The sequence below is a fragment of the Halomonas koreensis genome, assembly GCF_031451675.1.
GTDB classification, from domain to species: domain Bacteria; phylum Pseudomonadota; class Gammaproteobacteria; order Pseudomonadales; family Halomonadaceae; genus Halomonas; species Halomonas koreensis.
In genome coordinates this window covers 200,615-217,475 of sequence record NZ_JARWAK010000003.1, presented here as the reverse complement: position 1 = coordinate 217,475, position 16,861 = coordinate 200,615, and the positions used below count along the sequence as shown (strand labels likewise).

Annotated in this window: 17 protein-coding genes; 8 read left to right on the top strand and 9 right to left on the bottom strand. The window is 64.1% G+C overall.

The window, feature by feature from the left end:
• The first annotated feature begins 34 nt into the window (after positions 1-34).
• From QC818_RS05390 to QC818_RS05375, 4 genes are all read left to right on the top strand, one after another.
• Positions 35-880: a restriction endonuclease gene (locus QC818_RS05390; protein WP_309651818.1), complete on the top strand. Its 846-nt coding sequence runs from the start codon at positions 35-37 to the stop codon at positions 878-880.
• A 111-nt stretch (positions 881-991) separates the two neighbouring features.
• On the top strand, positions 992-1,408 hold the full coding sequence (locus tag QC818_RS05385) for a DUF1198 family protein (RefSeq protein ID WP_309651817.1): 417 nt from the start codon (positions 992-994) through the stop codon (positions 1,406-1,408).
• A 157-nt stretch (positions 1,409-1,565) separates the two neighbouring features.
• Positions 1,566-1,913, top strand: coding sequence for a DUF3024 domain-containing protein (locus QC818_RS05380; protein ID WP_247851706.1), 348 nt, complete (start codon positions 1,566-1,568; stop codon positions 1,911-1,913).
• A 135-nt stretch (positions 1,914-2,048) separates the two neighbouring features.
• Complete coding sequence (locus QC818_RS05375) at positions 2,049-2,471, top strand: VOC family protein (RefSeq protein ID WP_309651816.1); 423 nt, start codon at positions 2,049-2,051, stop codon at positions 2,469-2,471.
• A gap of 17 nt (positions 2,472-2,488) precedes the next feature.
• Here QC818_RS05375 and QC818_RS05370 read toward each other — a convergent pair whose 3' ends face one another.
• The 7 genes from QC818_RS05370 to QC818_RS05340 form a co-directional block, all read right to left on the bottom strand.
• Entirely contained in the window at positions 2,489-2,806 is a 318-nt protein-coding gene (locus tag QC818_RS05370; RefSeq protein WP_374710055.1) for a transposase, read from the bottom strand.
• Positions 2,807-2,986: 180 nt separating this feature from the next.
• Entirely contained in the window at positions 2,987-3,553 is a 567-nt protein-coding gene (locus QC818_RS05365; protein WP_309651815.1) for a hypothetical protein, read from the bottom strand.
• A gap of 363 nt (positions 3,554-3,916) precedes the next feature.
• The gene (locus QC818_RS05360; RefSeq protein WP_309651814.1) at positions 3,917-4,924 is read right to left on the bottom strand and encodes an ABC transporter ATP-binding protein; all 1,008 of its coding nucleotides are present in this window, start codon (positions 4,922-4,924) and stop codon (positions 3,917-3,919) included.
• The gene (locus tag QC818_RS05355; RefSeq protein WP_309651813.1) at positions 4,921-5,907 is read right to left on the bottom strand and encodes an ABC transporter ATP-binding protein; all 987 of its coding nucleotides are present in this window, start codon (positions 5,905-5,907) and stop codon (positions 4,921-4,923) included. Before QC818_RS05355 ends, QC818_RS05360 begins: the two co-directional genes overlap by 4 nt.
• A complete protein-coding gene (locus QC818_RS05350) occupies positions 5,907-7,259 on the bottom strand; it encodes an ABC transporter permease (protein WP_309651812.1) in 1,353 nt (450 codons plus the stop codon). The genes QC818_RS05355 and QC818_RS05350 overlap by 1 nt, the downstream gene beginning before the upstream one ends.
• A complete protein-coding gene (locus QC818_RS05345; RefSeq protein ID WP_309651811.1) occupies positions 7,256-8,383 on the bottom strand; it encodes an ABC transporter permease in 1,128 nt (375 codons plus the stop codon). Before QC818_RS05345 ends, QC818_RS05350 begins: the two co-directional genes overlap by 4 nt.
• Positions 8,380-10,806, bottom strand: a complete 2,427-nt coding sequence (locus tag QC818_RS05340) for an ABC transporter substrate-binding protein (protein ID WP_309651810.1) — start codon at positions 10,804-10,806, stop codon at positions 8,380-8,382. The genes QC818_RS05345 and QC818_RS05340 overlap by 4 nt, the downstream gene beginning before the upstream one ends.
• A 454-nt stretch (positions 10,807-11,260) precedes the next feature.
• On the opposite strand from QC818_RS05340, the gene QC818_RS05335 reads away from it, so the two are divergent.
• A complete protein-coding gene (locus tag QC818_RS05335; RefSeq protein ID WP_309651809.1) occupies positions 11,261-11,746 on the top strand; it encodes a DUF1264 domain-containing protein in 486 nt (161 codons plus the stop codon).
• Positions 11,747-11,799: 53 nt separating this feature from the next.
• Here the strand turns inward: QC818_RS05335 and QC818_RS05330 are convergent, their stop codons facing one another.
• Positions 11,800-11,940, bottom strand: coding sequence for a hypothetical protein (locus QC818_RS05330; protein WP_309651808.1), 141 nt, complete (start codon positions 11,938-11,940; stop codon positions 11,800-11,802).
• Positions 11,941-12,217: 277 nt separating this feature from the next.
• Here QC818_RS05330 and QC818_RS05325 point away from each other — a divergent pair, with 277 nt between their 5' ends.
• Both QC818_RS05325 and QC818_RS05320 read left to right on the top strand, forming a co-directional pair.
• The gene (locus QC818_RS05325; RefSeq protein ID WP_309651807.1) at positions 12,218-13,183 is read left to right on the top strand and encodes a zinc-binding metallopeptidase family protein; all 966 of its coding nucleotides are present in this window, start codon (positions 12,218-12,220) and stop codon (positions 13,181-13,183) included.
• A 370-nt stretch (positions 13,184-13,553) separates the two neighbouring features.
• Complete coding sequence (locus tag QC818_RS05320) at positions 13,554-14,843, top strand: cation:proton antiporter (protein ID WP_309651806.1); 1,290 nt, start codon at positions 13,554-13,556, stop codon at positions 14,841-14,843.
• A gap of 35 nt (positions 14,844-14,878) precedes the next feature.
• On the opposite strand, the gene QC818_RS05315 is transcribed toward QC818_RS05320, so the two are convergent.
• A complete protein-coding gene (locus QC818_RS05315; protein WP_309651805.1) occupies positions 14,879-15,892 on the bottom strand; it encodes a M20/M25/M40 family metallo-hydrolase in 1,014 nt (337 codons plus the stop codon).
• A gap of 163 nt (positions 15,893-16,055) precedes the next feature.
• On the opposite strand from QC818_RS05315, the gene QC818_RS05310 reads away from it, so the two are divergent.
• Entirely contained in the window at positions 16,056-16,745 is a 690-nt protein-coding gene (locus QC818_RS05310; protein ID WP_309651804.1) for a hypothetical protein, read from the top strand.
• Positions 16,746-16,861 lie beyond the last annotated feature (116 nt).

The following is a 16,861-nucleotide window of genomic DNA, read 5'->3' as shown; positions in this document are numbered from 1 at the left end:
CTTCGTTTTTGCGTTATGTGCCAATGGAGTAGTCATGGCAAATGCAAACACGGAATATGAAAAATTAGCCCGTGAGGTGTATGAAGGAATCCTTCAAGCAGAAGGGTTCGATACAATAACTGTAAAGCACGATGTTAAAATTGAGGGAAAGTCAGGGCAGAAGCATCAAATCGATGTTTTCTGGGAATTTGATGTAGCTGGCGTAAAGCACCGAGTTGCTGTCGAATGTAAAAATTACACCTCTCCTGTGTCGATCGGTAAAATCCGCGACTTTAGTGCTGCTTTAGACGATATCGGAAATATTCAAGGTATCTTCATTACAAAGACGGGGTACCAATCAGGGGCTAAAACCTTCGCAGATCACTGTGGGATTACTCTGAAGCATCTTAGAGAACCCACTAAAAAAGATTTGGAGGCTGTTGGTGCGCCGCCTTCTCTCAATATTAGGGGGCATATCTTCTACTTCATTAATACAGTTCCAGATATAAAGTTCGACTTTGATTGGATTATTTCTAACACATCCATGAAAGAAGGGGATCCCTTCGAGATATTGGCACTAAACTGCGACATAAAAATCGTTGACGAAAATGGAAATCTGATCAAGACATTTCTTGATCTCGAAAATGAGCTGCCTCGACCAACTGATATCAAATGCGACAGGATAGGCCTGACTCACCAATTTGTATTTGAAAATCAATATCTAACTTGGCCGGGCTGTCCCTATGAAAAGCTAAAGTTGAAAAAAATAGATTTCAAATACGACGTTGGCTACACCTGTAGCGTCATGGAGTTTGAGGGTAGGTGGGCAGCGAAAGCTGTACTTGAGGATATCAAAACAGGGGATATTCACCTTCATGACAAGAAAGGATATCTTTCGTAAATCAGCACATAACCAGGGGATCAAGCCGACCGGTACTACGCTGCGCTCCGTACCGGCGGCTTAGCCCAGGCGTTAGCTGAACATTCAACAATGTGTTCTTAAGGAGAAAGTATGGACTGGTATATCGTGGCAGCAGGAATTGTCGGGGTTTTTGTGTTCTATAAACTTGCGACGGCAAGAACTCGAAAGGCTGCGAATACAGTTGCTGGTTCTCTAGGTGTTAAGAGGCACTTCGTGGATCAAATGCTTGGAGCAATGGGTGCCGAACGAGGAAAGATGTTTGTAAGCACGATCGCAAGCTGGGGGGATAAAGAAAATCACGGAGCCTACACCTTCGTAGTTTACAAAATCATGAAAAATGATTCGGAACAAAATATAAAATGGTGGAAGTCAAAATTATCCGAAAATAATATCGAACCCAATATGGACTACGGCACTGCCGAGACTGCCTTCACGTATCTCCGTGATGCTGGCGCAAATATGGGTCAAATAGACGAATTTTTGAGGGTATACAACAGTGTCAGCTAACAAGGTGCTCAAACATCGTTCCGGCCTTCGGCCTCCACTGGACAGCCAAAGCTGCGCGGCTGTTGTACATTCGCTACGCTCATTTTCGCACAACATCCACGCAACTTTGTCTGCCGTTTAGCGCAGCGTTATGTGGGCGTTCCAATAGAGAATCCATATGGCATTCAGTGAGTTTGAATCAAAGAAAATTGAGCGGGCCGCTTCAGAGTTTCTGGAAAATCGGAGGCCGCCAGTCGAGATCCGGCCCAAGTTAGATATAGACGTTCGGGTGTCTGGCCAAAGCGTGCAAATTGTCGAGATCCGCCCTCATTTCCGGGAGCCGTCCACGATCATTGAATCACCGGTAGCAAAAGCTACCTACGTGAAGAAAGCGCAGCGCTGGAAAATCTACTGGATGCGTAGCGATCTGAAGTGGCATTCGTACACGCCAGAACCTGAGTCACGATCCATCGAGGAATTCTTTGCTATCGTGAATGCCGATGAGAATGGCTGTTTCTTCGGGTAGCACATAACCAGGCGCTGTAGTTCGCGGCCTGTGGCCGCCGGACGCCCTTTTCATTGCGGCTTCGCCTCCATTATAAGGTCGCCGCTAAGCTCAGCGTTAGCAACCGTAGTCTTTATGGGTTTTAAGGAAATAATTATGGCTTATGTGGAACATGCCAATATCTCAGTTTTGAATGTTGAAGAGACCATCAGTTTTCTAACTACTGCAATCCCGTCATGGTCAGTACGCGGGCAGGGGGAAATGGATTGGTTTGGAGAAAAGATACGATGGTTTCACGTTGGAGATAACCAGTCTTATATTGCTGTGCAAGAAGGGGGCTTTGGTCAGGTTAAAAATTGGAAGGAGAGGTGGACTGGAGTCAAGCATATTGGAATAGTGGTATCAGACCTTGATTCACTAGTAAGTCGTCTATCTGAAGCGGGCTATCCGGTAGACCACGCAGGCGCTGATCACCCGTATCGACGCAACGTCTATATTTTCGACAGTAATAATATACAGTATGAATTTATGCAATATTATTCGGAAAAAGATGAAGAGAGGAATGACTATTCCTTGTAACCGCAGGAAATTTGGTACTATGGTAGCCTATTGCTGACCATGTGTTGCAGGGGGACCAAAAAGGGGGCTTCGTCACTCCATGTGGATTTGGTGTGATCCAGCATGTGCCCCACGGGGCTACCGATCAGGTAGATCATGGCGATGAAGTTGGCCTCGTTCCGATAGCCGCTTGCGCGTGACCTGGCTGCCTGGAACAGGCCGTTCATGCCTTCCAGGCGCGCACGTTGGTCAGGCCGGAGTGCCGGCGTCTCACCACCTTCGGCATGTCGTTCCAGCCTGCTCAGAGCTTTCGCTATCGGCTTCAGGAGCGCGTTGTCGGCCACCGCATCGCGCATCACGTTCAGATAGTGGGTGATCCGCCAGGGGGTAATCGGGGACGTACCCCTGTTTCCGCGAGTATTCATCTATGAGCAGCAGTGCTCGGGCGGGCGAGGTATCGGGCTATTGGCAGCACATAAACAACAAGCAGCCCCGACGACGGGGCTGCTTGCTCTTCACGGTGTCAGCCTTGCCTCTCAGAAGTTGACGCCCATGCCGAAGGTATAGGCCCAGACGCCATCATCGAAGTTGTCTTCAGCGCTGTCGCTATCCTCGAACAGGAACTGGTACTCGGCCCTTGCCTGGATGAAGGTAGTGGGCAACACATAGTACTTGAGGCCGGTTTCCAGGCCGGCGACGCCGGTGTCCTTGACACCGTCACCATAGATCGCGCCGAGCGAAGCGCCCACGAAGGGCCGAGCCGCACCCAGGCCGAAGTGATAATCGGCAAAACCACGCGTGCTGCCGTTCCAGAAGTCGTCAGAGATTCCCTCACCCTCCACGTCGGCGAAGTTGACGCTCTGGCGAACGCCTACCAAGGTGCTGCGGGACAGGTACCAGCCGTAGTCGACGGAAGCCCCAAAGCTGCTGTTGTCGAAATCCTTGTCGCTGCTGCCCGTACCGGAGAGCGTAAACTCATTGTCCCCTGCTTGCGGGCCCACCGTGCCTTGTCCTCCCATGGAAGATTGCGCCATGGCATAGGAGGCGGGGAGAAGCGAAACGCTTATCAGCGCGACGAGCGAAGCCTTTCTGAATCTTTTCATGACAACACCTCGAATCAACGTCACCGTTCAGTCACGCAATGGCGTGTTATGGCAGAACCAGGACTTCCCGCCCTGGTTTTTCGTACCACTCTGTCGAATACGGTCACTGGTTGGTTTGCTGTCAATACTTGCTTGATAGCCGGCCGAAATCAGAGAGCCTTCCGGCCAGCCCCAAGTATAGAAGGTGGCGTCGATTTTGTCTGAGAACTTGGAATTGTCCGTCTCACCAGCACCTTAGCCGCACAGCTGAGCTGGGGCAGGACGTTACGAGACCTCCGACGACGGCTGGCCCCTGATCGACGCCATCGTGTCGTCGCCACAGGCCACGGGGCGGCCTCGCCGCGACGAGCCCGGCGCCAGCGCTCAGCGATGCAGCCAGCAGGCCGAGCGGTGGTCGCGGCGCGGTGTGAAGTCGGGGGGATCCTCGACGTCGCACAGCCCGGCCATGAAGTGCGGGCAGCGCGGATGGAAGCGGCAGGCCGCCGGCGGATGCAGCAGGCTCGGGGGCTCGCCGGCGGGCACCTCGCGCAGCCGGGTGGCGTTGGCGGCGTCGGGATCGGCGATGGCGGCGAGCAGTGCCTGGGTGTAGGGGTGCTGGGGGTGATCGAGCAGGTCGTCCACCGGCGCGCTCTCCACCACGCGCCCGGCGTACATCACGAAGATGCGCTCGGCGTAGTGGCGCACCGTGGAGAGGTCGTGGGTGATGAAGGCCAGGGTCAGCCCGCGCTCGCGCTGGATGCGTCGCAGCAGCTCGAGGATCTCCACCCGCACCGAGGCGTCGAGCATCGAGACCGGCTCGTCGGCGATCAGCAGCCGCGGGGCGAGGATCAGCGCCCGGGCGATCACCACCCGCTGCTGCTGGCCGCCGCTGAGCATGTGAGGGAACTGGCCGAGGAAGGCCTCGGCCGGCGACAGGCGCACCTCCTCCAGGGCCGCGCGGATGCGCCGCTCGCGCTCGGCCCGGTCGCGCACCCCGTGCACGATCAGCGGCTCGGCGAGGATGCGCCGCACGTCCAGGAAGGGCGGCAGCGCCCCGTAGGGGTCCTGCTGCACGTAGCCCACCTCGGCCCGGTAGGCCTTGAGCGCGCGCCCCTGGAGCTCGCCGAGCGAGCGGCCGGCGAAGCGCACCTCGCCGCGGGTGGGGCGATGCAGCCCGAGCAGGGTGCGCGCCAGCGAGCTCTTGCCGCAGCCGCTCTCGCCGACGAAGGCCACCGCCTCGCCGGGTGCCAGGGAAAACTCGACCCCGTCCACGGCCCGCACCGCGCCCACGCGCAGGAAACCCCACTGGCGCAGCTCGAACCAGGTGTGCAGGTCGCGGGCGGCGATCAGCGGCGCCTGGTCGTCGGCGCCATGGGCGGGGGACGAGGTCATGCGCCACCTCCGGCCGGGGCGTTATCGGCGTGCAGCCAGCAGCGTGCCCGGTGGCGTTCGCCGAGCCGGAAGGCGGGCGGGTCCTGGGCGCAGCGCGCGAAGCGGTAGGGGCAGCGTTCGGCGTAGCGGCAGCCGCCGGGCGGGGTGGCCAGGCTCGGCGGCTCGCCGGGGATCGCCTCGGGGCGGGCCCGCTGGCGCAGGCGCGGCACGCTGGCCATCAGCATCCGCGAATAGGGGTGCGCCGGCTCGGTGAAGAAGCGCGCGGCGTCGGCCACCTCGACGAGCTGGCCGGCATACATCAGCGCCACCCGGTCCCCCAGCTCGCTGGAGGTGGCCACGTCGTGGGTGATCAGGATGAAGCTGGTGCCCAGCTCGCGCTTGACCCGCTTGAGGGCGTTCATGATGCTCGCCTGGGTGAGCACGTCGAGCGCCGAGGTGGGCTCGTCGAGGATCACCAGCGCCGGCTCGGCGACCAGCGCCATGGCCAGCACGGCGCGTTGGCGCATGCCGCCGGAGAGCTCGAAGGGGTAGCGGGCCAGGAAGTCCGTGGATACCCCCACCAGCTCGAACACCTCCGCGGCCCGGGCCAGGGCCTTGCCCCGGGGCCAGCCGCGCAGCACCCGCAAGGGCTCGGCGACCTGCTCGCCGACCCGCACCACGGGGTTGAGGGCGTTCATCGAGGCCTGCATGACCAGCGCCAGGCGCGACCACTGCACCTCGCGGCGGAAGCGCTCGTCGGGCAGCGCCGTGACGTCGACGCCGTCCAGGGTGACGCGCCCCGCCGTGTGGTGGACGTTGCGCGGCAGCAGGCGCATCAGCGCCTTGGCCAGCGAGCTCTTGCCGCAGCCGGATTCGCCGAGCACCACCAGCGCCTCCTGGCGGTGCAGGTCGAAGCTCACGCCGTCGACGGCATGCACCGCCCCCTGCCGGGTCTGGTAGTGCAGCTCCAGCCCTTCCACGCGCAGCAGCGTCCGGTCGCGCATCACAGGCTCCTCAGCCGCGGGTTGAAGACGCGGTCCAGCGCGAAGCCGAGCATGGCGAAGCCCAGTCCGGTCAGCATCAGCAGCACCGCCGGCGAGACCACCCAGTAGTAGTAGCCGTTGTAGAGGGCGCTCTGCGACTGGGCATCGTTGAGCACCTTGCCCCAGGTGGGCAGCAGCGGGTCGCCCAGGCCCAGCACGGCCAGCGAGGCCTCCAGGAACACGAAGGTGGGGATCAGGGTGACGAAGGTGGGGATCAGCACCGGCAGGATGCGCGGGATCAGGTAGCGCAGCACGATGCGCACGTTGCTCGCCCCGTAGGCCCGGGCCGCCTCGATGTAGGGCGCCTCGCGGATCGGCAGCAGCATCGCCCGGTACATCTTGATGCCGGCGCTGAAGATGCCCAGCACCACCACCACGCCGAGCATCAGCCAGATGCTGGTCGAGTAGAGGGTGCCGACCATCACCAGAATGGGCAGGATCGGCAGGATCATGTTGACCTCGGTGAGCCGCTGGATGGTGGCGTCGACCCAGCCGCGGTACCAGACCCCCACGGCGGCGATCACCAGGGTGGTGACGGTGGTGCCCACCGCCGCCAGCAGGCCGAAGGCCAGCGCCACCGGGGTGCCCCACATCAGCGCCAGGGCGAGGTCCCGGCGCTGGTGGTCGGTGCCGGCGATGCCGTGCACCCGGCCGTAGAGCACCAGCTCGGCGTCGAAGGCCGCTTCCTCGTCGAAGGCCAGCACGTCCAGCCGCAGCGTATAGCGCCCGGGCAGCACCCGCGGCTCGGCGTCGGGCGCCTCTGCGCTTCCCGGCTCGGCCAGCAGCCCGATGTGCGGCACCAGCCCGCCCAGGCGACGCTCCAGCGCCCGGTCCTGGGAGAGCGCGATGCGCTCCCGCGCTCCGATGCGATACCCGCCCAGCGCCAGCTCGCGGCCGTCGGGCGTGAGCCACGTCAGCCGCGCGAAGGGCGGCTGCGCATGGCCCGGGGCGCGCAGGAAGAGGTTCAGTTCGCTGGGGAAGCCGCCGGCCTCGAAGTCGAAGGCCAGCGGGATCTGCAGGCGGCGCCCGCCCCCGAAGGCGCGCTCCTCGACCGGCGCCGATTCGCTCTCGACGACCAGGGTGCGCGGCGCCTCGCCGCCGGTGAGGCGGTCGAGCCACACGGGGGCCGCATTGACGGGATTGCGCTGCCAGGCCTCGCTGCCGCGCCACTTGGCCAGCGCCTCGCCGTAGGGGATGGCGATCGGCGTGGCGAGCGCCAGCGCCACCAGGGCGGCGATGATCGCGAGCCCCAGCAGCGCCGACGGGTAGCGGCGCAGCTCCCGCCAGCCCTCCCGCCAGCGTCCACCGCTCATCGCCGTCCTCCTTCCAGGCGCACGCGCGGGTCGAGCAGCGCGTAGAGAATGTCGAGCAGGAACACCGTCGCGGCCAGCAGGTAGGCGAAGATCACCACGCCGCCGATGATCACCGGGGTATCGCGGTAGCCGATGGCCTGGAAGAGCAGCGAGCCCAGCCCCGGCCAGTTGAACACCTGCTCCAGGATGATGGCGCCGCTCCACAGCCCGATCAGCATCAGCAGGAAGCTGGTGACGATCGGCGACAGGGTGGGGCGCAGGATGTAGCGCCGCTCGATGAGCCGCGACGGCAAGCCCTTGGCGCGGGCCATCTCCACGTAGTCCTCGCTGGAGTGGATCAGGAAGAAGGTGCGCCAGGAATAGATGGAGATGAAGATCTGCGACAGGAACATGGCCACCACCGGCAGCAGCATGTGCCGCACCACGCTGGCGGCGTACGCCCAGCCCTCTTCCGGCGGCGGCACGGCCACCATGCCGCCGGCGGGCAGCAGGGGCGCCACGAAGGCGAAGACGAGGATCAGGAAGATGCCGTAGAACCAGCCCGGCGCCGCCGAGGTCGGGGCCAGGGCGACCACGCTGCGGTCGAGCGCGGTGCCGTAGCGCCGCGACAGGAACAGGGCCACGAACACCGAGACGAAGAAGACCAGCAGGTTGGCGGTGCCGAACAGCAGCAGGGTCGCCGGCAGGCGCTCGACGATGATGTCGTAGACGTCGCGGGAGCCCCGGTCGCTGTGCATCTGCTCGGCACGCCCCAGGTCGAGGCGCAGCGCCTGCTGCAGGTAGTCGACGCTGCGTACCAGGAAGGGCTCGTCGAGACGCAGCCGCTCCACCTCCAGCGCCACCTGCCGCTCGATCAGGGCATTGCGCTCCTCGGCGGGCATGTCCTGGAAGGCGGGGTCGGCCCGCACCGCCTCGGCGGCCTCGCTGCGGATCTGCACGCGGCGCAGCTCGTCCACCTGGCCCCCCATGTTGGCGATGACGATGGTCAGGTAGACCCCGACCAGCACGGTGACGAACAGCGCCAGCAGCCGCTTGATCGTGTAGAGCAGCAGGCGGCGCAGGTCGCGCCACCCGCCGCGGCGGGCGGGGGGCTCGGGAGCGGTCGCTCGCTGTTCGGCGCTCATGGCGAGGCCTCCGTGCCGTCGGGGGGTACCGTGGCGAAGACGTGGGAGACGAAGGCCGGCAGGGCCACGCGGTGGCTGGTCACGGCCACCTCCAGGCGGTTGGCGCCGACGCCCAGGGCGGCGAGCGCCGCCGGCGACGGGGCAACCCGCCAGTGCCCGCCGTCGCGCGGCTCGGCCGCGCCGCGCTCGACCAGGGTCCCGCGGCCGTCGAAGAGCAGGAACTGCACCCGGTCGATCGCCTGCGGCGGGTAGGGCTCGCCCTCGAGGGTCACCCCCAGGCGAAACGTCGCCGGGTCGTCCGTGTCGAGCGCCGTGACCAGGGGGCCGTCGAGGTCGAGTTCCGGAATCGCGGGACGGGCGAAGCCCTGCCACTTGTCGGCCGGGTCGGGGAAGTCGCGGAAGCGCTCGAGCACCAGGCTGCCCGCCACGGGGTGGACCGAATCGAGGAGGAAGGGGCCGTTGCCGATCCAGAAGTGCCCGCGCTCGGCATGCCAGTCGGCGAGCGCCCCATAGCGGGCGGCGATCTCGTCCTCGCCGAGCAGCTCGTCGAGCACGCCGGGGAAGGGCGATGCATTGCGCTCCCGGGCCCGCGTGAGGTGGCGCGCGAGGATCGGCACGCTGGGCCCGGCCACCAGGCTCATCCAGTCCACCCGCCGTCGGTCCGCCTTGTTGGAGGAGAACGCCAGCTCCCCCTGGCGCTCGGCGAAGATCCCCAGGGCCAGGGCGTGCCACGGCTGCGGCCCCGGCGCGCGGTTGGCCACCAGGGTCTCGGCGTCGGGAAAGATCTGGTCGCTGTAGATCTCGATGACCAGCGGGTCGCGGGAGACGAGTTGCCAGCCGCGGAAGTGGCGCCGGAAGACCTCGAAGGTGGGCAGGTAGGCCGGGTCGAAGAGCCGGCTCGCCTCGTCGGCCCGGGCGAAGGTCAGGATCCACGGCAGCACGAAGTCGGCCAGCGACAGCGGCGAGCCGTCGTGCCAGCGCTGCGCGAAGAGGTCCTCGTCGTAGCGCACCCGGACCCGGGTACGGGCGGTGAGGGGCGAGTCGTGCGCCTCGCCGACGCTGACGAAGCGCCCCGCCTCGCCGTCCCAGTCGATCCAGGCGTCTTCCGGCACGACGATCTCCTCCGCCGTCGAGACGCTCAACCAGTCGAGGGTGCGCGCGATCGTCACGTCTTCCTGCACGGTCACCGCGGCCCCCGCGATGCGCTGGGGCCGGTAGAGCCCGGTGAAGGGATCGGGCAGCGCCACCGGGTCCTGGGTCGCGCGCATGATCATCTGGTCGAAGATCCAGTTGCTGCCCGCCACCGGGTTCCACGGCTCGGTGAGAAGCCCCGGCGTGCCGAACACCATGCGTCCGCCTACCCGGTCGGCATAGCGCAGGGTGTAGGGCCAGAGCGCCGAGCCGGCGAGGCCTCCGGCGAGGTCGACGGCCACCTCCACGTCGGCGGCCCGCGCCGAGGCGTTGAGCTGGTCGACCAGCCAGATCCGCGCCGAGTCCTGCATGGCCAGTTCCAGCGCCCGGGCCATCATCGCCTGGCGCTGTTCCCAGTTGCGGTAGTCGCGGCGCTGCAGGCGGTCGGCGAGCTCGTCGAACTCCGGGGCCGGCTCGTAGGCCTGCCACAGGGGCTCGGCCCGCCCGCGGGGGGTGTAGTAGAAGCTGAAGACCTCCGCCTGGTCGCGCTGGATGACGATGCTGATCCAGCCGCCGGTATAGAGGTGCCAGCGCCCGGCCCTGGGGTCCGTGGCGATCCAGATGCGCGAGGCCTCCTCGGCGGTGCGATAGCGGCGCTCGACGAGGAAGCCCTGCTCCTGCAGCAGATTGGCGGCGTAGTCGCCGACCTGGCGGCGTTCGTCCTCGGTGCGGATCAGCGCGATCAGGCGCACCGGCTCGCCCGCGTAGTGCCACAGGCCCTCGCGGAGACGCGCCCCGAGCGCGGCCATCTCGCGGTGGATCGTCTCGCGGGCGGCGTCGGGGTCATGGGCGTAGCGCAGCTCCAGCTCGCGGGCCGTGGCGGCCAGGCGCGCATAGTCGGGAAAGGCGGTGGAGAGCGGCAGGAAGCGCGGCTCGGCCAGGCCCCCGTAGAGTTCCTGGGCGATGTAGTCGCGGTCCACCAGGCGATTGAGCGCCTCGCGAATGGCCGGCACATGGAAGGGATTGAGGGTGCCGTCGGCCAGTTCCGGCCCGGCCGGGTTCAGGGTCAGCTCGCTGGAGGTGCCGTAGGAGAGGTCGTAGCCGGTGGCAAGCGAATCGCGCAGCCGGCGGAAGATGCCGGGATTGGAGATGCCCTGGGTGAAGACCTGATGGGTGCCCGCCTCGATCAGGCCGGTGACCCGGCCCGCCTCGTCCTCGCGGGTGAACACGACCTGATCCACCAGCGCCCCGCGGCGGGAGCCAAGGTCCGCCTGTGCGCTTGCCTGGCCCATGGCCGGCGCGCTCGACGGTGCCGGTTGACGCAGTGCCACCGCGACCACGCCCACCAGGATCAGTGTCGCACCAAGAAGCCACAGACCTCTCATCGATCCACCGTCGGCCAAGACCCCCGGTTGCCTGCCTTTCCCTACACCCTAGGCGAGTTCGGCAATGGGGGACAGGCAGGCAATCGGCAGGCAATCGGGGACAGACCCCATTTTCCCGGCCTCCGCCATCGATGCTTTCCCTGGCTCCTTTAAGCCGTACCCATGGCCGTGATGCAGACCATTCTTGGCCGAATCGTCCCGAGTCAGTCGGCGTTTTTTGCATAGCACTGCATGATGAAAATTGACGCGTAGTATGAAGAAAATAGTGTTTATGGTTCTTTATGTCGTGCTCTATGTTAATGAAGCGTTCACTTTAGAGTGAGCGAAGCAGTGATCTCAAGAAAGCTCGTAGGAGGTCATTATGCACCAGATTTCGTCAGCCGTTGTCAGTGTCATAGGTCTAGCCGTCGCAGGAGCGGCCCTCGCTCACGAGCCTCCTACCATGGGCTGGAATATCCATATTGATGCGAAACGCCATATCGCCGGTGACCTTGATGCCGTTGCGCATCACTACTGTAAGGGTGGACTTCCTGGCGGCGTTACAGCATGCCAGCTATATGACAGCGATGAAGAAAATGCACGCCTGATTGGCGTGGAGTTCATTATCGGTGCAGATGCCTATGCGACCTTGCCAGAGACCGAGCAAGCACTTTGGCATTATCACAAGGAGGAGATAGATGAGGTGGATCCCGTCTTGCCAGAAATGACGGAAGAAGAAGCAGCAGAATTCGTGAAGAGCATAGAGGAAACCTACGGTAAAATATTCTTGATTTGGGATAGTCCACAAGACGAACTGCCGGTCGGCCAGCCACAGGCGTACGACATAGCGGATAATGCGAAGCGCTGAGTATATGGCAAGAATTCAGTCAATCGAATCGGGGACAGACCCCATTTTCTCGCTCAGTCCCGCGCCAACTGCACCAGCGTCTCGGCCAGCGCCGGGGTCAGCCTCGGCATGACGGCGTAGTCGAGCTTGTCCCAAGTGTCGCCGGAGCCGTGGCAGTGCGGATTGCGGAAATCTGCGGTGTCGGTGAGCATCATCGATCAGGCCGGTGATCCCCTAGGCGAGTTCGGCCATCCGGGACAGGCGATGATCGGGACAGGCGATGATCGGGCCAGGCCCTGATGGGTTTCCAGGCATCGGCCACGACAGGTGGCTTCCTTGGGGGCGGACCCACGCTTCTCCCCTCCAGCTTTCGACCGGGAAGCCTGGCCGGCCGTGCTCCGATGAGAGTTGACACACGACCGGGAGAAGAGAAGGATGAATGCGTGACCATTCGGGCCCTGTGCCCTGTTCTTCTTCCGGAGAGCCTACTGTATGCGCGTTTTTGCAAACCCAGTCGGTTCCGGATCACTCTGGTTTGACAACCTCACCACCGCTGACGGCACCCCCGTGGCTTACGACCCGCAGGCGCGGGCCTTCCTGCCGATGCCGCCCTTCTGCGCCAACCGGGAAGTCATCGGTTGCAATTGGATGGCTCCTGCGCAGGGCGCCTTCTGCCGGTCCTGCGCCATGACGGCCCTGGCCCCGGATCCCGCCATACCCAACGCCATTCCCAACTGGGCGCAGACCGAAGCCGCCAAGCGCTGGGCGCTTGACAATCTCGGGCGCTGGCACTGGTTCCGGCCGGAGGATCCGGGCGCGCGCCCCGTTTTCCACATGCTCGCCGAAGGCCCGACTCCCGTGCCCATGGGCCATGCTCAGGGCGTGGTGACCATCAGCGTCGCCGAGGCGGACCCGGTCCTGAGCGTAACTCGCCGCCAAGCCCTGGACGAGCCCTACCGCACCATGATCGGCCATATGCGCCACGAGATCGCGCATATGCTGTGGTGGCGGCTCAGCCTGCGCGACGACTTCCTGGATGCCTTCCGTGCCATGTTCGGCGACGAGCGCGTGGATTACCCGACCGCGCTCCAGCGTCACTACCAAGACGGCCCTCCGGCCGACTGGAAGCAACGCTTCCTGACCACCTACGCCTCCTCGCATCCGCATGAGGACTGGGCCGAGACCGCCGCACATCTGCTGCACCTGACCGATATTACCGACAGCTTCGTCGCGGCGGGGCTCTCCTCCCCAGAGTTGCCGAACCCGGGCTGGGATCCGTATTCGGAACCGGATGCCGGGCGTCTGATCCATGTCGCGGCCTCCCTCACGGTGGGGGTCAATCACGTCAACCGCTCCATGGGATTGTCGGACCTCTACCCCTTCGTGCTGTCTGACCCCGCGCGCCGTAAGCTGGCCTTCGTGCATGACTGGCTGCGCCGGGGGGCGCAGGGGCGATGACGCGCCGGGTATCCGAGCAAGGAATTCGAGGCTAGCGGGTTGAGGCGAGTTCAGAAACGAGCGCGAGCACCCTGGTCCGAGCCTTGCGGTTCGCGCTTGGCTGGCCGTGATCTTGGCGGTGTACGCAGGCTGTTCAAGTTGCGCGAGAAGCGCTCTCATTCAGGGAGGTGGTGGCTATCGCGGATGATGCAGCCGTCCAATGACACCGAAACCGTGTGAGTGAACAGGCCATGATGATTGCAATGCCTGCAAGCCTTCGAATACGAATCGATGCCGCCAGCGGCAGGAACTCACCGGAGCGGCTCAATGCCGCGCCTGAGTGCCGTCGACCTCCCACGCCCTCAGGCGGGGGGAGGTCAATGAGTAACCCATGACGGCCGCGACCTGGTTCATATTGATTGGAACGCTGCTGCTGGTAGTGGGCTTTACCTTCTCGTATTTCAAGAGGGTGCCCGCTACCTCTGCCATTTTGTATCTTCTTGTTGGAGTTGTTTTTGGGCCAATGGGCTTTGGCCTGTTTCATTTTAACGCACTGGAAGAGTCGGCTTTATTGGAGTTGCTGACCGAAGTGGCGGTGCTGATTTCGTTGTATTGTGCCGGGGTAAAGATGCCGGCGCCGGTAACCTTCAAGCGATGGCGAACCCCCTTGCAACTGGCAGTTTTTTCGATGGCGATCACCGTCGGGATCGTGACGCTTTTCGGGTATTACTGGCTCTCTTTGCCGCTTGGGGCTGCCGTATTGCTAGGTGCCGTGGTCGCACCGACCGACCCTGTTCTGGCGACCGAGGTTCAGGTTCGCCATGCCGATGATCCTGACCATCTACGCTTTGCATTGACCTGCGAGGCCGGAATAAACGACGGCAGCGCCTTCCCGTTCGTGATGCTGGGCCTGGGCTTGCTGGGTCTGCATGATCTTGGCGACGCCGGCTGGCGTTGGCTGGCAGTGGATGTGATCTGGGCCAGCGGTGCGGGTATCGGGATCGGTATCCTGGCAGGCTATGGTGTAGGCTGGCTGGTACACAAAATACGCACTGCCTTTTCGGACACCGCCTTTCTGGAAAGCTTCCTCGGCCTGGGGCTGATAGCATTTGCCTACGGAATCAGCTTGTTGGTGGGCGCCTGGGGCTTCTTGGCTGTGTTTAGTGCGGCGGTGGCTCTGCGCCATACCGAATTAAAACTGACGCTCCTCAAGCAAGAGTACTCGAAATTGATCGAGACTCGCCAGGATGATGCGCCGAAAGCCCTGGCGCACGTGCATGTGAGTGAAAGCTCCCTGGTCTTCAACGAGCACCTCGAGCGGCTGGCAGAAATCGTGCTGGTCTTGCTGATCGGCGGTTCACTGTTCTGGGACTCCTGGAGCTGGCGAGCCGCTGGCTTCGCGGCGTTTCTGTTTTTTGTCGCCCGTCCCATCAGCGTGCACCTGGGCCTGCTGGGAAGCAGGGCAACCATGCGTATGCGCCACCTCGTGGGGTGGTTTGGCGTCCGTGGTATAGGCTCGCTGTACTACCTGATGTACGCCATCCAACACGGGCTGCCGGAGGGTATAGCACTGGAATTGATACACTTGACCCTGGTCGTGGTTGCCTTATCGATCCTGGTTCACGGGGTCAGCGTAAAGCCTACTATTGCTCGCTATTGGCGTTCGAGAAATCCCCGGTAATGGCAAGCAATCGGGGACAGACTCCATTGTCTCGCTCAGCCCCGCGCCAGCTGCGCCAGCGTCGCGGCCAGCGCCGGGGTCAGCCGCGCCATGCCGGCGTAGTCGAGCGTGTCCCAGGTGTCGCCGGGGCCGTGGTAGCGCGGATTGCGGAAATCGGCGGTGTCGGTGAGCATCATCGCCGGGTAGCCCATCTCCCAGAACGCCCAGTGGTCGGAGCGGACGATATCGCGCAGCAGCTCCGGGGCGGCCAGCCCTTCCGAGGGCATCTCGGCATGCCGTCGAAAGGTGCCCGTCACCTGGCGCACCAGGCGTCGTGAACGCAGGTTGCCGACGCAGGCCACGAAGTTGCCGCGGTCGGGGTAGACGAGGCCGAGCAGCGGCGGGTACGCCTGGCTGCCGGGGGCGTCGGTATAGTGGCCGAGCATCTCCAGCGAGAGCATGCCGACGATGGCCTCGCCCCGCGCCCGGGCCTCGCGGGCATAGGTCAGGCTGCCCATGGCGTCGCTGCCGAAGTGCGGCGCCTCCTCGTTGACGAAGGCGACGAGGCGAATCTCCCGCTCGAGCTCGTCCCCCTGCAGGCCCCGCGCCAGTTCCAGCAGCACGGCCACGCCGGAGGCGTTGTCGTCGGCCCCACAGGTACCCCGCACGGTGTCGTAGTGGGCCCCGACCACCAGGATCTCGTCCGTTGCCCCGCTGCCCGGCAGCCGCACCTCGAGATTGTGGAGTACCCTGTCGCCGCAGGGTACCGGCAGGCGCCGAGGCGCGAGGCCGGCGTCGCGAAAGGCCTGCTCGATGTAGGCGGCGGCCGCCCGCAGCGCCTCGGGGCGCCAGACATGACGCTCGCCGATCCCCTCCGCCAGTGCGCGAACGTGCCTCTGCAACCGCCCACGCAGCGCCTCGCCCTGGGCATCCAGGGGCGGCGGCGTGCCCCGGTAGCTGCTGCCCGGCATGTGGAAGATCCACCGATAACCGCCTGCCAGCGCCGTCGACAGCAACGCCCCCCCGATCAGCCACCACACGATATCCAGCGCCCCCTGACCCTCATCCACGGAGATCCGGTTGGTCCCCCTGAGTCGAAGCGTCCGCGATCTCACGAACCCGGCTCCCGAGCAGTATGGTTCAAGGGGCATGGGGGAGGGCGATGGGGACAGTCCCTCGTCTCCGCCCTAGCCGGGCCAGCACTCGACACAACAGATCCGGGAGAACGGGACGATGAAAGGCTACCTGCTTTCGCTGTGTGCCCTGATCGTGCTGATGACGCCTTCCGTTCACGCGGAGCGGATCGTCGCGGCCCGCTATGCCGAGCCGGTCGAGCGATACGGGCATTTCGCCTTGGGGCGGCCCCATGAATACGCGCGGCTGGTCGCGGCGACCGACGCCGGCAGGGAAGCGGTACTGGCGTTGCCTGGGGACGAGGTCTTCGAGGACCTGGCGCCGCGCCTCGTGCGACTCACGGATCAATCGCCGCCGGCCCTGCTGGTCATCGTCAGCTCCCGTGACGGCGGCTCGCGGCTGGCGCTGGTCGGCCTCGATGGCAAGCGGCTCGAGATCGTGGCGCAGTCCGCCCCGATCGGCAGGCGCAACCGCTGGCTCAACCCGGCCGGCGTCGCCGACCTGAACGACGATGGCGAGCGCCTGGTGGAGATCGCCTCGCTAAGCGGCTTCTCGAACCATGTCTACGGCGCCTCGGAGCTGGGCCTGTCGAGGCCCGCGCGGATCAAGGGGCGCATGCAGCTGCTGGTTCCGGACGCGCGGCGGCAGCACGTGCGCGCCATCATGCTGAGGGACGGAGCGCTGGTCGAAACCGACCGTTGTCCGTCGAGCGCGCCGATCACGGGCCCGGAGTCGCTGGACGAGTGCGAGCGGCGCCTGAACCGGGGCGCGTCCGAGCCCCGGGAATAACGGCGCGCGATAGCGACCGCCGGATGGCCTGATGCGAGTCCGCCGCCGGTTACTCAGTGCCGCGGCCGCTCCCGGGGCTTTTGACTTGAATGCCTGGGATCGGCTGTGTGAGCCGC

Coding starts and splice junctions, on each gene's coding strand:
- QC818_RS05390 (WP_309651818.1), top strand. CDS start 35: ATGGCAAATGCAAACACGGAATATGAAAAATTAGCCCGTGAGGTGTAT.
- QC818_RS05385 (WP_309651817.1), top strand. CDS start 992: ATGGACTGGTATATCGTGGCAGCAGGAATTGTCGGGGTTTTTGTGTTC.
- QC818_RS05380 (WP_247851706.1), top strand. CDS start 1,566: ATGGCATTCAGTGAGTTTGAATCAAAGAAAATTGAGCGGGCCGCTTCA.
- QC818_RS05375 (WP_309651816.1), top strand. CDS start 2,049: ATGGCTTATGTGGAACATGCCAATATCTCAGTTTTGAATGTTGAAGAG.
- QC818_RS05370 (WP_374710055.1), bottom strand. CDS start 2,806: ATGCGCGATGCGGTGGCCGACAACGCGCTCCTGAAGCCGATAGCGAAA.
- QC818_RS05365 (WP_309651815.1), bottom strand. CDS start 3,553: ATGAAAAGATTCAGAAAGGCTTCGCTCGTCGCGCTGATAAGCGTTTCG.
- QC818_RS05360 (WP_309651814.1), bottom strand. CDS start 4,924: ATGACCTCGTCCCCCGCCCATGGCGCCGACGACCAGGCGCCGCTGATC.
- QC818_RS05355 (WP_309651813.1), bottom strand. CDS start 5,907: ATGCGCGACCGGACGCTGCTGCGCGTGGAAGGGCTGGAGCTGCACTAC.
- QC818_RS05350 (WP_309651812.1), bottom strand. CDS start 7,259: ATGAGCGGTGGACGCTGGCGGGAGGGCTGGCGGGAGCTGCGCCGCTAC.
- QC818_RS05345 (WP_309651811.1), bottom strand. CDS start 8,383: ATGAGCGCCGAACAGCGAGCGACCGCTCCCGAGCCCCCCGCCCGCCGC.
- QC818_RS05340 (WP_309651810.1), bottom strand. CDS start 10,806: ATGGGCCAGGCAAGCGCACAGGCGGACCTTGGCTCCCGCCGCGGGGCG.
- QC818_RS05335 (WP_309651809.1), top strand. CDS start 11,261: ATGCACCAGATTTCGTCAGCCGTTGTCAGTGTCATAGGTCTAGCCGTC.
- QC818_RS05330 (WP_309651808.1), bottom strand. CDS start 11,940: ATGATGCTCACCGACACCGCAGATTTCCGCAATCCGCACTGCCACGGC.
- QC818_RS05325 (WP_309651807.1), top strand. CDS start 12,218: ATGCGCGTTTTTGCAAACCCAGTCGGTTCCGGATCACTCTGGTTTGAC.
- QC818_RS05320 (WP_309651806.1), top strand. CDS start 13,554: ATGACGGCCGCGACCTGGTTCATATTGATTGGAACGCTGCTGCTGGTA.
- QC818_RS05310 (WP_309651804.1), top strand. CDS start 16,056: ATGAAAGGCTACCTGCTTTCGCTGTGTGCCCTGATCGTGCTGATGACG.